Below are 12,228 nucleotides of genomic sequence, written 5' to 3' on the forward strand. Positions count from 1 at the left end.
GAATGGGAAATTCGTGGAACCGAAAGGAGGACAGTGATGCCAAGGAGAGGTAAGACGGCGGTAGTAATGGCCCTTCTACTGTTTTTAGTGGCTGGTGGATGTGGGGGTTGTACCCATGCCTCAGATACCCCCACGCAGCGCTGGTCCACGTCCGCTATCACGGGCAACGGAGATTTCAATGCCGTCACTCCTGACATGCTCAAGACTTACGTAATGAGCGACGAGAGTCCCATCCATGATAAGCTGGGCACCTTTTTGGGCATGGGCACTGTCACGGGAAAGGGCACCATTCCCTTGAACGGGGCGGCTAGGAATCCGGATGGTCTCCGTTATGGTGTCACACTCCTGTGTGACGGTAGTCGTGACGTTCCCTATCGTGTCAGCGTGCAGCAGGACGGAAAGACTCGTAGCATCGGTTATACCGAGGGCTGTCAGACGCAGGACGGTGCATTGACGCTTTCCCTTGGTGAGGATCTGTTTCCCCACGCGACCGAACTGCTCATCGAATCCGAACCTGATGGTCGGGTGATGGCTGTCGTTTTCGAGCTTCATGCCGATAAACAATAGATTCGTAACGATGGGTTGTGGTTGTGGGAAGGTCTCAAGAGGATACTTCTGCAGTCATAACCCATTCGTGCTAACAATGTGCAGGGACTCGATGGAGGCTTGCGTGTGCTGATGTGGAGGGTGATGGGTTACGAGTTCTCGGTTGGAACGCGTCACTCTCGTGATGAGTCTGTGTACTTCATGTTGCTGTCCTGTTCCGTGACCACTTCGCTCATATGCCGGTTCCTTTATGCGGGTGGGTGATGTACCCATGCATGCATTCATCGCCCAACATGGTAGTCGCCGGCCGCAACCTGTTCGCCCGAGGTTAGAATGAAGGCATGAACATCTATGACAGCTGTCCTGAACTGTGTGACGACACGTACCGCATCCGGCTGATCGAGCCGGGGGACGCCGAGGACCTGTTCGCCGTGTACGGCGACCGGCTCGCACTGCCCTTCTTCAACTCCGACAATTGCCATGGGTCGAACTTCTACTGCCGGACACTGTACGACGTGCAGGAAAGCATCCGGTACTGGCTCATCGAATACCACGAGAACCGCGCCTTCGTGCGCTTCGCCGTCGAATCGCTGCAGACGGGCAACGCCATCGGCACGCTCGAGATGTTCCGCCGCACCGCCGACGACTACTACGACGACTGCGGCATCCTGCGCCTTGACCTGGGCACCAAGGACGAGTCCGCGGCCGTCATCGAAGACATCCTCGACCTCGTCACCGTCCCGTTCATGACGCTGTTCGGCTGTGCGAAAATCGCGACGAAGGCGCCCGTCTACGCCGTGGAACGCCGCGCCGCGCTCGAAGCCGCCGGGTACGTGGCGAAACGCCAGCCGCTGATCGGATACGACGGCACGCACTACTACGACTACTGGGTGCGGGAGTGAAACACATCGTGGATTGCCTGCATTGTTTCAGTGGTGTGTAGCTGTTCATGTGCCCATCTCTTGATTGCCCACATCGGGGATGCCGATGCGGAATCTGACCGTTTGGGGGACAGAAATGGGTGGGTGTGTCGCGACTCGAAGACGAATACTCGGATTTATCCAGTATTCACCGTTTTCGGAAAGGAACATATCATGGCGAAGGCATCAAGGAAGATTGGAACTGCAGTGGTGGCGATAGCTCTATCGACTGCTTGTGCATGTGCTGTAGCCACTACGGCACATGCACAGACCAGCACGTGGCGTCCAGTGTATGAAGCGTATGGTTTCTCCACTGGACCTGTCTACATCAACAAGGTCCTTGCACGGCACGATGCTTCCAGCATTTCGGTTATTTCATATTCAAGGCCTACTTTCTGCCGTGCGTCACAAGATGGACGGCAGATTGAAGATTACGCCACGTCAGGTGAGACATGCCAAGCGACAGCGCTGGCGTCCCAGGCGATAGTGTCCACGGGCGATTATGTTTACTATTCCGCATGATTCCATGTATGGCATGACAGCATGGCATGGATGCCGGAGAAAAACCTGGATCTTGGTTTTGGTCTTGGTGCTGTCTTTGATGGGCGGTTGTTCAGCATCCACGGAATCATCCGGTGAGGGTGAGTGGTATGGGGATGCGGACATGGCCAAGTCTGCGGACTCGATGGGTCAATATGTCCAAAGGTTGCTTGATGAACCTGGTATGGCCGAATCCCAACGCATCATGTTGGAACGTGCCATGGAACATAACGGACAGGTATCCCGGGCTGACTACCTGGAAGCATGGGATGATTTCCGGCAGTGCGTTCTGCAACGGGGGTATACTGAACCGCCTCTCTTGCAACTCAACGGACTGTATGTCCAAGCAGATTGCCTCCACGGTGGACGGCATGACCCAGGCCCAGCAGGACAAGTTGGATGAAGACCTCATGGAATGCCGCACAGCCCACGTACTTCAGGTGGATGCTGCCTACCGGGCTAGCCAAGGGAATGCCGAACTGTATATCGATTCCGACGTGAGCCTTGTGGATTGCCTCAGGCGACGTTCGCTGGTTCCTCGGGATTATACGGTTTCGCGATTCCAAGCGGAGTCCGAGTCCCGGATTGCCATGGCTGGCACCGGTGGCACGCCGGAGGAATTCCAAGCGAAGTTGGAATCGGCATTCTCCTTCGACCTGGATGATCCGGCAGTTCAGACGTGTGTGGTGTCCAATGACCCCGTTCTGTTTGCCCATCGACTGGAAACATGGCGCCCTCTTGGATAGAGGACTCCTGGAAGAAAGAGGTCATCAATGTCAAGGTCACGAATCAGGAGCACGCTGGCAACGATGACGCTGTTGACGCTCGTGGTTCTCTCTGGATGCAACGGAACCGGCACTGGCCAAGCGCCCCGGTGCAGGGAATCTTCATGGAAGGCATTGAGCGGCACGGATTTCGGTTTGATTTCTCCAGAGCAGCTCAAGGACTATGTCGTGAGTAGGGAGGGTCCACTTCATGATCGACCTGTGGTTTTCCTGGGTATGGGCAAGATTACAGGGAAAGGTTCCATCCGGTTGGACGGTGTCACGGCAAACCCTGATCGTCATGAGTATGTAGTGACACTTCTGTGCGATGCAAGTCGGAATGTTCGGGTTATAGGCCAAAAAGGGCTCTTCGCCGTTTTGTGTGGGTGAAGAGCCGGTGAAGACATAGAAAGGACATGGGCTTTCCGGGTTAAGGTTCTTCTAGCACAAAAAGCCGGCCAGGAAAGGTGTTCCCATGTCCGCTCTCATCATACCCCCAGCGTGCTCGGCCTTAAGCGAACCATCATCGAGGACACGCGCCTGCAATCCGGCCGCGTGATCGTGCGCGTGCGCGCCCACAAGCCCCGCCAGTCACGCTGCCCGGTCTGCCTGGCCAAATGCCCCATCTACGACCGGCGTCCGGGCGCCGCGCCGCTGGCGCGCCTGGCTGCCCAGGGAAGCGTTGCACGACGTGTTCAGGGCCGAAACCGCACACGAGGCGCGGGCGCGTCTGGAACAGTGGCTGCGTCGTGCCTGCCACAAGCCCGAACCCCAGTTCAAGGACCTCGCCGCGAAGATCCGCCGGCACAAGGACGCGATCGCGCGCTCGGTCGAGCTGGGGTTGGGCAACGCGCGCGTGGAGGCTGCCGACAACAAGATCAAGCTGACCGTGCGCATGGGCTACGGGTTTCGCAACATCGACAACCTGATCGCCCTGGTCATGCTGCGCTGTTCCAGGCTGCAACCCACGCTACCCGGACGAGACTGACAACCCACGCAAACTGGCGAAGCCTCCGAAAGATTGACCGTTTGGGGGACAAGCATCTCTGGATTTATGCTACGAGGAAAGCTGACAATGAAAGTGGTTCGGAACCCATTCAGGGGAAACGGACCAATGATTTGATTCGGACTCAAGGGAGAATGCGATGACGAGGTCACGCAAGATGGCAGCAATGATGGTTGTGTTGTTTCTGCTCATGCTTGTAATGGGATGCTCGGAATCGGAGTCCAGTGACATCGCCCCACAGGTAAGTTCCACGGGTTCTGTCAGTGATTGGTCTCATGGGACAAATACTCCGGAAACGTTGGAAGCCTACGTTCTGAGCGGTCAACAGCCAGTGCCCGGTTACCGCTTGGGTGCGTTTCTTGGGAAGGGCGAAGTCATTGGGAAAGGAACCATTTCGGTCGACACGAGTGGCCCCCTTTCGGAACATGCCGCATATACTGTCACTTTCTTATGCAATCCAGACAGGAATGTGCCATATAGCATCGGCATCCAGAAAGACGGCGATGAACGTCTTATGGGGTACGAAGAAGGGTGCAGCGGCAGCATCGCCAGCTTGACTATGCCGACGGCGCTGCTTCCTGATGCGACCGACGTGGTGATCAATGCCGAGCAAGTCATCGCAGTCGTCTTTGAGATGATTCAGGAGGAAGAACAATGAAGCTCAAGCGTATAACAACAGGGGGTCGTCGCCATTCTGGTTATGTTGCTGGCATGTCCCAGTGTCGCACATGCTGCCGATACTGACATCGCGCCACTGGCATGTCCGGAAATCGGACATCACCAAAATGTAGCCAACCACACGTCGTTCTTTGCAGATTCCAAGGGAATTGGGAAAGCCATGAAGAAGATGCGGATTCTTGTTGTTATGCTCATTGCCAATGCCTTGACACCCTCGCCAAGTACGAATGCGGATATCCAGGGTATGGGAAAGCTGATTGGTTCGCTGAGTGCAGTGACCTATGATGTGGGATGTCCGCCGTTCCTATGGTGGTTGTGCGGAAAGTGATGCGGGACCTATGCCGGTATGTCGATGAGTACGTGCCATTCGTCGCCATCCGGCATTGTCGTGACTGTACCGCCATGTTCCTGGACGAACTGGGCCACAAGCCCCAGCCCATGTTGCCTTGACTGACAGCCACGGTCCAAAGGGCGCATTGGGTTGGATGAACATAAGCGCATCGATCCTGATGGGTCACACAAAACCAGGATCCGGTAGGTGCCTTGGCCATGCTTCAGGATATTGTTGCACAGCTCCGGCAGGAGCTGTGCAACAATTCCTGCCTGGTGGGCAGAGAGGGATCCGCGGATATGGATGATGCCATCGAAACCGGCCGTGCAGAGGCGTTGACGGCATGAGGAGATCAAGGTTGCCAATTCATGCGTCTTTCCCCGGGGGCGTGCCGGACGCGGAATGTCAGTGGACGTACCTGTGCTGGCGGACAACGGAAGTAGGACGTTGCTGCGCAAATCGGACAATCCACTGCTGAGTTCCTGCTCTACGGACGCCAGCGTGGAGCGCAATGCGTCGGTACTTTCAATCAGTTGCCCATTCTGGCATATGCGAATGGCATAAGCCAAGGTTCCTCCTATGTCGTCATGCAGTTTCCTCAGCATGCGAAGGTCCTGCCGCTGATGCTCCTGCCTGATTTCACGCTGTCGTACGCGTTCACGCAGCACATGCAATTCGTGGTTGCGTCGCATCGCGACACCCGACAATCCTGCCAGGAGGAACGAGCAGGCAAACGTGATGTCGCCGGAGACCAGCGGGACTTGCCGTATGAGCTCTTGCGCGATGGCACCTAGGGAAACCAGGATGGTGGCGGGAATCGAGACACGCATACGGCAGGAATAGCCGAGGATGCCCAGGGCGAGCCACGTTCCCCAGATGATGGTCGGCCCGTGCAGAACCGGTGGATACGGAAAATCCGCCAATGCCAATGCCACCACCATGCCGCTGAAGACGAGAGGGGACAAGGCGATGCCGACCGTGAGCAAGAGATAAATTACGGACACGGCGATTTCCAGTGGCGTCAATCCATGCCATGACTGCCATTCGAGGATCCACGACAGGACGCAGAAAGCCACGCCCGATACCATGAACGGATGCGCTCGGAAATACGTGGGGATACGGATGCCGCCCATGTCAGATCCATCCGTTCCGTACACACAGCACGATGGCCTCCGTACGGCTATGCACATTCAGCTTGGTGTAGGAGCGCTTGACGAACGTCTTGAGGGTGGATTCCGAAACGTGCATTGCATGGGCGATTGCAGGAGTGGTATCTCCTCGGGCATAGCGGCGGAGGACCTCGAGTTCGCTGTCGGACAGGGGATGCTTGGATCGTAGGACGGGCGCCCAGTTCAAGAGGCTGCTCTCTGCCGTCAGGAGACCTGCAATCTGCACCATGTCCTTGACCGTGGATTCCTTGGGCATGACGACGAGGCCAGTGTCCTGTACAGCTTGGTGGACGTTGGGGAACGCGGAGATGCCAATGACCTCGATGGGCCATTCAGGGTCCTGAATTTCCCGGTACAAGCGGTACCCGTCCATGTCGGGCATTTCGATGTCGGAGAAGATCAACCGAGGCCGTTGCATCGGATCCTGGCAGTACTGCAGCGCCTCCCGCGCGGTAGTACTGGTCCAACGGACATGGAGCGGGGCATCCTGGCGGATGAAGGATTCGCGGAGGGCCTGCAAAGCCAAGGGATCGTTGTCGACGATCCCTACCGTGATGCTGCATTCCATGACATCACCCCCATCCCAGTCCCCTTGGATTTCCTTCTCCGTTCGATGTTGAGTATACGGGTTTGCGGGATTGCGAGCAAGCATCCATACGAATAATGGACCTTATCGGTCCGATATCCATTCGGTTGCAGGATGCACCCATGCGCCTAGAATGGACCTCGTTTGTCTGAATGCCGGCAATGCGAGGAGTCTGCCATATGAATACCAACCAACCCACCATCCGCGACGCCGAGCGCAACATCATGAGCCGTCCGAGCGAACGCAACACGACGAATCTCGACTTAAGGCGTATGCAGATGATCCTGGACCTGCTGGGCAGTCCGCAGGATTCCTTCCGCGTCATCCATGTCACCGGAACCAACGGCAAGGGCTCCACCGCCCGCATGGCCGAGGCCATCTGCCGCGCCTACGGACTGCGCACCGGCCTGTACACGTCGCCGCACCTCGAACAGGTCAACGAACGCATCGCCATCGACGGACAGCGCCTGTCCGACGAGGACTTCACGGCACTGTGGGAGGAGATCAGGCCCTTCGTGGACATGGTCGACGCGCAGATGGACGCCGACGGCTCGCCGCGCATGAGCTTCTTCGAAGTGCTCACCGCCATGGCCATCTGGAAGTTCGCCGACGCCCCCGTCGACGTCGCCGTCGTCGAGGTCGGCATGGGCGGCCGCTGGGACGCCACCAACGTACTCGACGCCGACGCCGCCGTCATCGGCCCCATCGACATGGACCACATGGCATGGCTCGGCGACACCGTCGAGCAGATCGCCGAGGAGAAGGCCGGCATCATCAAGGACGGCTCCACCGTCATCGTCCAGCCGCAGCCGCACGTCGACGAGGTCATGCCGATCATCGAGGAAGCCGCCGCCGCACACGCCGCACCGCTCATCCGCGACGGCGTGGAGGCCAAGGTCGTCTCCCGCATGCCCGCCGTCGGCGGCCAGGTCGTCACCCTGCGCACGCCCAACGGCACGTACGCGGACGTGCCGGTCGACAAGTTCGGCGAGCACCAGGCGCACAACGCGCTCGCCGCACTGTGCGCGAGCGAGGTGGTGATCCCCGTCAACGGGCCGCTCGACGGCGACCTCGTGGCCCAGGCGCTGAGCACGGTGAAGATTCCCGGGCGCATCGAGCAGGTGCGCAACTCGCCGACCATCATCATCGACGGCGGCCACAACGTGAACGCCGCCGAAGCCCTGCGCGCCGCCATCGAGGAGAACTACGACCTCACGCAGCTCGTGGGCGTCGTCGCCATGATGGAGGACAAGCAGGTGGAGGAGTACCTGGGCGTGCTCGAGCCGATCCTGAGCGAGGTCATCGTCACGGAGAACTCGTGGAAGGACCGCGTGATGCCCGCCGAGGAACTGGCGAAGATCGCAGGGGAGGTCTTCGGGCCGGAGCGCGTCACCTGCATCCCGGAACTGCCCGACGCGATCCAGGAGGCCGTGAACCGCGTGGACGCGGACGACGAGCTGGGCGTGGGCTACGGCCATGGCGTGCTCATCTGCGGCAGCTTCGTCACTGCCGGCGATGCGCGCATGCTGCTCAAGGAAGGCATCCACCCCGACCTGAAGAAGACGCGCGAGGAGCGCATCCACCAGGTGGCCGTGGAGCCCGAGGAACGCGTGGACGAGGCGGAGCTCGACTACGAGCAGGACGCCAATCCCGACTTCGACGTGGACGACGTGCTGGGCCTGGGCGGCATCAAGCAGGAGCACGAGGACGCCGAGTAAGCCCCATGGGCCCCGCTGCGAACGATTTCGCAGCGGGGCCCATGGGGAAGGATGCTCACTTCACTGGCTTGGACGCGGTATCCTTCTTAGCCGGTTGCTCCTTCCTCGGCTTGCCGTGCAGGGCCTTGCGCACATCCTGGGCGGCAAGCAGCGCATGGTAGAAGGCCTTCCTCAGGGGGACGTCACGGCCGGCGGCAAGGTGCACGGTGCCCTCCGAGAACTTCGTCTTGAACCCGTTGAGTGACTTGAGGGAGGGGGCGAAATCGTTGCCGATGCCCATCAGGTCGAGCCTCTCGTAGCCGGCGGCGCCCAGGTCGCAGGCCGCGAAGTAGAGCAGCTTGTCCGGCACGTGCTGGCGCTTGACCTCGGTGAGCATGGAGGCGTAGTAGTACACGGCGGTCTTGCCGTGTGTGGTCACGATGGCCCAGGCCACCACCTTGCCGTCGATGCGGCCCGCATACACCCGGCAATGCTCCGGTCCCAGGGCCTTGATCATGTCGGTGTAGTCGCTCATGGGAGCCGGCGTGAAGCCGTCACGGTTCGCGGTGTCGACCATCACCTGGTAGTACGGGGCGAAGTCCTGTGCGGCCTGCTCCGTCTCGTCGGCGATTTCGGCGGGGCTTTCGCGCAGCGCCTTGCGCACGTCACGGCGGCCGCGGCGTTTCATGCGCGAGAGGATCGCGTCGTCGCCGCCCGTGATGTCCAGCACCACGGTCTCGTTGTACGGCACCGTGGAAAGCACGGGGTGGGTGCCCTGGTCGTCCCAAGTGTCGATGCGCAGGAAGACGACCTTCCTGTCGTGGGTGTGCACGAAGTCGGCGAGCGCCTTTACCACGTCCCGTTCCAGCTGCTTGCCCGGCCGGGTGACCCAGGCGGGGCCGTGCACGGAGCGCAGGTAGTGGTAGCCGTGCGTCTCCATGTCGATGAGCGAGATGACGGCCACCAGGTGGCTGCCGTTGCGGATCAGGAGGGAGCCCCAGGGGGCGCGGTCCTTCACTCCGGCCTGGAAATCCGCCCAGACGGCGGTCTGCTCGATGGGCAGGTCGATGCCGTGTTCCTGTGCCTCGCGTTCCATGGCCGCGGGGGTCACGCGTTCGATTGCGATCATGCTTATCCTCTTGTCGTTTCGTGGAAGTCCTGTTGGATGACCATGGTAGGCAGTCACGCGAACAGTCGCCTGACCACCATGTCGTCACCCTCGTAGGGCACGTGCCTGTTGCGGTCCTTGATCCACTTCTCCTCGCCCTTGCCGATGATCAGGATGATGCTGAAGCCGTCCGTGTCGCGTGCCAGTGCCACGGCCTGTTCGATGGCCTGCGTGCGGTCGAGCACGATGGCCTTGTGTACGTCGGGGTCGGTCACGAAGTCGCTCATCTGCTGGCAGATCAGTTCGTGGGGTTCCGTGTTGGTGTCTTCCTGCGTGAAGATGAAGCGGTCGATGCGTCCCTGTGCGGCTTCGACGATTTCCTGGCGGCGGTCGAGGGCCTTGTCGCCGGCCGACCCCGTGACGAGGGTGATGGACGGGTGGCGTTCGCCGTAGCGTTGGTCGACGAAGTCGAGCAGCGCCTTCACGGAGGCGTAGTTGTGGGCGTAGTCGACGATGGCGATGGTGTCGGAGTGCGCGTCCTTCGTCTGCTCCATGCGTCCGGAAATCCGCACGTCGGCCAAGGAGGCGAGGACGCGCGGATCGGTGACGTCGATGCCGACGACGTCGGCCAGTGCGATGGCGGCTGCGGCGTTGGCGATGTTGAAGTCGCCGTCCATGGCCAGCGTGAGGTCGCCGATGTGCCGCCCGCGCACGCTTATGGCGAAGGCGGTATGCAGCGGGTCGGCGGCCCGTGCGGACACCGTCGCGTCGGGGTCGGTCAGGGAGAAGGTGCTGACCGGCACGCCGGCGCGTGCGGCGTCCTGCTCGAGCAGGGGCACGTAGTCGCCGGGTATGCCGAGCACGAGTGCCGAGGTGTTGCGCACGATCTGGCGCTTGCAGTGCAGATAGTCCTCGAAGGTGGGGTGTTCGATGGGGCTGATGTGGTCGGGGGAGATGTTGAGGAAGGCGGCCGCGTCGAAATGCAGCCCGTACACGCGGTTGACCTTGTAGGCCTGCGAGGAGACTTCCATGACGAGGTATTCCATGCCGTGGCGCACCGCTTCGGCCATCATGGCGACGGCGTCGAGCGACTCGGGGGTCGTCAGGTCCGATTCCTCGTAGTGCACGCCGTCCACGCAGTTGTCCACCGAGGAGAACAGGGCGGCCTTGTTACCGGACATGGCGGCCAGGATGGCATGGGTGAAGTAGGCGGTGGTGGTCTTGCCCTTGGTGCCGGTGATGCCCACCACGGTGAGCTTGCGCTCGGGATGGTCGTGGAATTCCTGCGCCAGCAGGCTGAGGGCCTTGGTGGCGTCGTCGACGATGATGCCGGGGGCGCCCGTGGCATTGCCGTAGTCGCGTTCGGCCACGTAGGCGGCCATGCCGGCGTCGTCGGCGCCCTCGAGGTAGCGTTCGTGGAAGTTGCCCTTGCACACCATGAGCGTGCCCGGCACGATGGCCTTCGAATCGTAGGTGATGGAGGTGAAGGGGGAGTCGGCCCCCTCGATGCCGTCCATGTCCAGCGTCCATCCTGCGGGGGTGATGACCTCCCTGAGCAGTCCTGCCTGCTCCAGCGTGGCGCATGCGCTGCGCAATGTCAATGCCACCGTGTTCCTCCTTGCCGCGATCCTGCAATCCTTGAAATCCGACTGCGATTGTACTCCTGTGGGCGGTGCCGTGCACGCATGGACGGCTGCGATGCCAGACGGACCGGCTTACAGCTGAATGCCGCCCTGCATGGTTCGCTGCCGCTGCCGTACAATGGGAGCCGTGACCGAACAAGACAGTACGCAGCAACCGGAAGAGACCATGGCGCAGAAGCGTGCGCGTTTCGAGGCGCTGGCGATGCCGGCGGTCAACGCACTCTACCGCCAGGCAATGAAATTCACCAACAACCCGGAGGACGCCCAGGACCTGGTGCAGGACACCTTCGAACGCGGCTTCAAGGCCTTCGACACCTTCAAGCCGGGATCCAACTTCGAGGCGTGGATGACCACGATCGAACGCAACGCTTTCTTCAACCAGTACGCCAAGGCGAAGCGCCGCCCGCAACGTGCCAACGATTCCACGGGCGAGTACGACGACTGGGACATCTACGCCGCCTCCGAACACAGTTCGCAGGGTTTGCGCTCGGCGGAACAGGAATACCTGGAGGCCTTCGCCCCCGAGGAGATCATGGCGGCCCTCGACAAGCTGTCGCCGGAACGGCGCCAGGTGTTCATCGACGCCGCCATCGACGGCAAGAGCTACCAGCAGGTGGCCGACGAACAGGGCATCAAGATCGGCACGGTGATGAGCCGGCTCAACCGCGCCCGCAACCAGCTCAAGCAGGAACTCGCGGAGTATGCCGCGGCCCGCGGCTACGGCAAGGAGGCGTCCGGAAATAAACCCGGACGGAAAACCATTGAATCTCGTAGCAAGCAAGAACTCGTGGGTACGGACGGAAAGGCCGGTCGATGATGGAGCAGGACCAGGGCATGGCACAGGAGGATGGCCAGCAGATGCAGGCAGCGCAGGACGTCGACGGTGAGGAGTGTTTCGACCCTAGCACCTGCTGCGACCCGATGGAGCAGGTGATGATCGCCGCGATGCGCCGGGTGCTGCGGCCCGAACAGGCGCCCGCCTGCCTCTACGAGAAGCTCAGGGGCACCTTGGACCGGTGCTGCGGACAGACCGAGCACACCGTGATCAGGCACACCACCATCATCCGGTACCGCACCAGCCGGCAGGACTGATGCCCGCAGGTATGGGAAAGCCCCGGCCAAGAGACTGGCCGGGGCTTTCCCATACTCATCGTGTCCGACGCTCAGGCGTTGGGACGCTTGCCGTGGTTAGCGGCCTTTTTACGACGAGCCTTACGCTTACGTCCGCGCATACCCATGA

General features: G+C 60.6%; 13 protein-coding genes and 1 pseudogene. 9 read left to right on the forward strand and 5 right to left on the reverse strand.

Features of this window, described 5'->3' with window-relative positions; genetic code table 11:
- Positions 1-213 precede the first annotated feature (213 nt).
- The 6 genes and pseudogenes from BCUN_RS00345 to BCUN_RS12040 all read left to right on the forward strand — a co-directional run bounded on the left by BCUN_RS00345 (position 214) and on the right by BCUN_RS12040 (position 4,782).
- On the forward strand, positions 214-567 hold the full coding sequence (locus BCUN_RS00345; protein WP_152598007.1) for a hypothetical protein: 354 nt from the start codon (positions 214-216) through the stop codon (positions 565-567).
- Positions 568-887: 320 nt separating this feature from the next.
- Complete coding sequence (locus tag BCUN_RS00350; protein WP_033514824.1) at positions 888-1,448, forward strand: GNAT family N-acetyltransferase; 561 nt, start codon at positions 888-890, stop codon at positions 1,446-1,448.
- 896 nt (positions 1,449-2,344) lie between these two features.
- A complete protein-coding gene (locus BCUN_RS00355; RefSeq protein ID WP_152598008.1) occupies positions 2,345-2,752 on the forward strand; it encodes a hypothetical protein in 408 nt (135 codons plus the stop codon).
- Positions 2,753-3,431: 679 nt separating this feature from the next.
- Positions 3,432-3,758, forward strand: a pseudogene (locus tag BCUN_RS00360) (transposase); the annotation flags it as partial.
- 175 nt (positions 3,759-3,933) lie between these two features.
- Complete coding sequence (locus tag BCUN_RS00365) at positions 3,934-4,434, forward strand: hypothetical protein (RefSeq protein WP_152598009.1); 501 nt, start codon at positions 3,934-3,936, stop codon at positions 4,432-4,434.
- Positions 4,435-4,476: 42 nt separating this feature from the next.
- Positions 4,477-4,782, forward strand: coding sequence for a hypothetical protein (locus BCUN_RS12040; RefSeq protein WP_152598010.1), 306 nt, complete (start codon positions 4,477-4,479; stop codon positions 4,780-4,782).
- A gap of 8 nt (positions 4,783-4,790) precedes the next feature.
- On the opposite strand, the gene BCUN_RS00370 is transcribed toward BCUN_RS12040, so the two are convergent.
- Together BCUN_RS00370 and BCUN_RS00375 are read right to left on the reverse strand one after the other, a co-directional pair.
- On the reverse strand, positions 4,791-5,918 hold the full coding sequence (locus tag BCUN_RS00370) for a sensor histidine kinase (RefSeq protein WP_033514830.1): 1,128 nt from the start codon (positions 5,916-5,918) through the stop codon (positions 4,791-4,793).
- Between the two features lies 1 nt (position 5,919).
- Complete coding sequence (locus BCUN_RS00375; protein WP_033514832.1) at positions 5,920-6,522, reverse strand: response regulator transcription factor; 603 nt, start codon at positions 6,520-6,522, stop codon at positions 5,920-5,922.
- Positions 6,523-6,719: 197 nt separating this feature from the next.
- Between BCUN_RS00375 and BCUN_RS00380 the strand changes: the two genes are divergently transcribed.
- The gene (locus BCUN_RS00380) at positions 6,720-8,258 is read left to right on the forward strand and encodes a bifunctional folylpolyglutamate synthase/dihydrofolate synthase (protein ID WP_033514834.1); all 1,539 of its coding nucleotides are present in this window, start codon (positions 6,720-6,722) and stop codon (positions 8,256-8,258) included.
- A gap of 55 nt (positions 8,259-8,313) precedes the next feature.
- Here BCUN_RS00380 and BCUN_RS00385 read toward each other — a convergent pair whose 3' ends face one another.
- Entirely contained in the window at positions 8,314-9,366 is a 1,053-nt protein-coding gene (locus tag BCUN_RS00385) for a lipid II:glycine glycyltransferase FemX (RefSeq protein WP_033514836.1), read from the reverse strand.
- Between the two features lie 53 nt (positions 9,367-9,419).
- On the reverse strand, positions 9,420-10,952 hold the full coding sequence (locus BCUN_RS00390; protein ID WP_033514838.1) for a UDP-N-acetylmuramoyl-L-alanyl-D-glutamate--2,6-diaminopimelate ligase: 1,533 nt from the start codon (positions 10,950-10,952) through the stop codon (positions 9,420-9,422).
- 202 nt (positions 10,953-11,154) lie between these two features.
- Between BCUN_RS00390 and BCUN_RS00395 the strand changes: the two genes are divergently transcribed.
- Both BCUN_RS00395 and BCUN_RS00400 read left to right on the forward strand, forming a co-directional pair.
- The gene (locus tag BCUN_RS00395) at positions 11,155-11,805 is read left to right on the forward strand and encodes a sigma-70 family RNA polymerase sigma factor (protein WP_338010497.1); all 651 of its coding nucleotides are present in this window, start codon (positions 11,155-11,157) and stop codon (positions 11,803-11,805) included.
- A complete protein-coding gene (locus tag BCUN_RS00400) occupies positions 11,802-12,080 on the forward strand; it encodes a hypothetical protein (protein WP_033514840.1) in 279 nt (92 codons plus the stop codon). Before BCUN_RS00395 ends, BCUN_RS00400 begins: the two co-directional genes overlap by 4 nt.
- A 71-nt stretch (positions 12,081-12,151) precedes the next feature.
- Here the strand turns inward: BCUN_RS00400 and BCUN_RS12950 are convergent, their stop codons facing one another.
- Complete coding sequence (locus tag BCUN_RS12950) at positions 12,152-12,226, reverse strand: 50S ribosomal protein bL37 (RefSeq protein WP_369803150.1); 75 nt, start codon at positions 12,224-12,226, stop codon at positions 12,152-12,154.
- Between the last annotated feature and the right edge of the window lie 2 nt (positions 12,227-12,228).

The sequence above is a fragment of the Bifidobacterium cuniculi genome (assembly GCF_000741575.1).
In the GTDB taxonomy this organism is placed as follows: domain Bacteria; phylum Actinomycetota; class Actinomycetes; order Actinomycetales; family Bifidobacteriaceae; genus Bifidobacterium; species Bifidobacterium cuniculi.

Excerpts from the sequence above, each read along its gene's own strand:
- BCUN_RS00345 (WP_152598007.1), top strand. The coding sequence starts at position 214 with ATGAGCGACGAGAGTCCCATCCATGATAAGCTGGGCACCTTTTTGGGC.
- BCUN_RS00350 (WP_033514824.1), top strand. The coding sequence starts at position 888 with ATGAACATCTATGACAGCTGTCCTGAACTGTGTGACGACACGTACCGC.
- BCUN_RS00355 (WP_152598008.1), top strand. The coding sequence starts at position 2,345 with ATGTCCAAGCAGATTGCCTCCACGGTGGACGGCATGACCCAGGCCCAG.
- BCUN_RS00365 (WP_152598009.1), top strand. The coding sequence starts at position 3,934 with ATGGCAGCAATGATGGTTGTGTTGTTTCTGCTCATGCTTGTAATGGGA.
- BCUN_RS12040 (WP_152598010.1), top strand. The coding sequence starts at position 4,477 with ATGTTGCTGGCATGTCCCAGTGTCGCACATGCTGCCGATACTGACATC.
- BCUN_RS00370 (WP_033514830.1), bottom strand. The coding sequence starts at position 5,918 with ATGGGCGGCATCCGTATCCCCACGTATTTCCGAGCGCATCCGTTCATG.
- BCUN_RS00375 (WP_033514832.1), bottom strand. The coding sequence starts at position 6,522 with ATGGAATGCAGCATCACGGTAGGGATCGTCGACAACGATCCCTTGGCT.
- BCUN_RS00380 (WP_033514834.1), top strand. The coding sequence starts at position 6,720 with ATGAATACCAACCAACCCACCATCCGCGACGCCGAGCGCAACATCATG.
- BCUN_RS00385 (WP_033514836.1), bottom strand. The coding sequence starts at position 9,366 with ATGATCGCAATCGAACGCGTGACCCCCGCGGCCATGGAACGCGAGGCA.
- BCUN_RS00395 (WP_338010497.1), top strand. The coding sequence starts at position 11,155 with ATGGCGCAGAAGCGTGCGCGTTTCGAGGCGCTGGCGATGCCGGCGGTC.
- BCUN_RS00400 (WP_033514840.1), top strand. The coding sequence starts at position 11,802 with ATGATGGAGCAGGACCAGGGCATGGCACAGGAGGATGGCCAGCAGATG.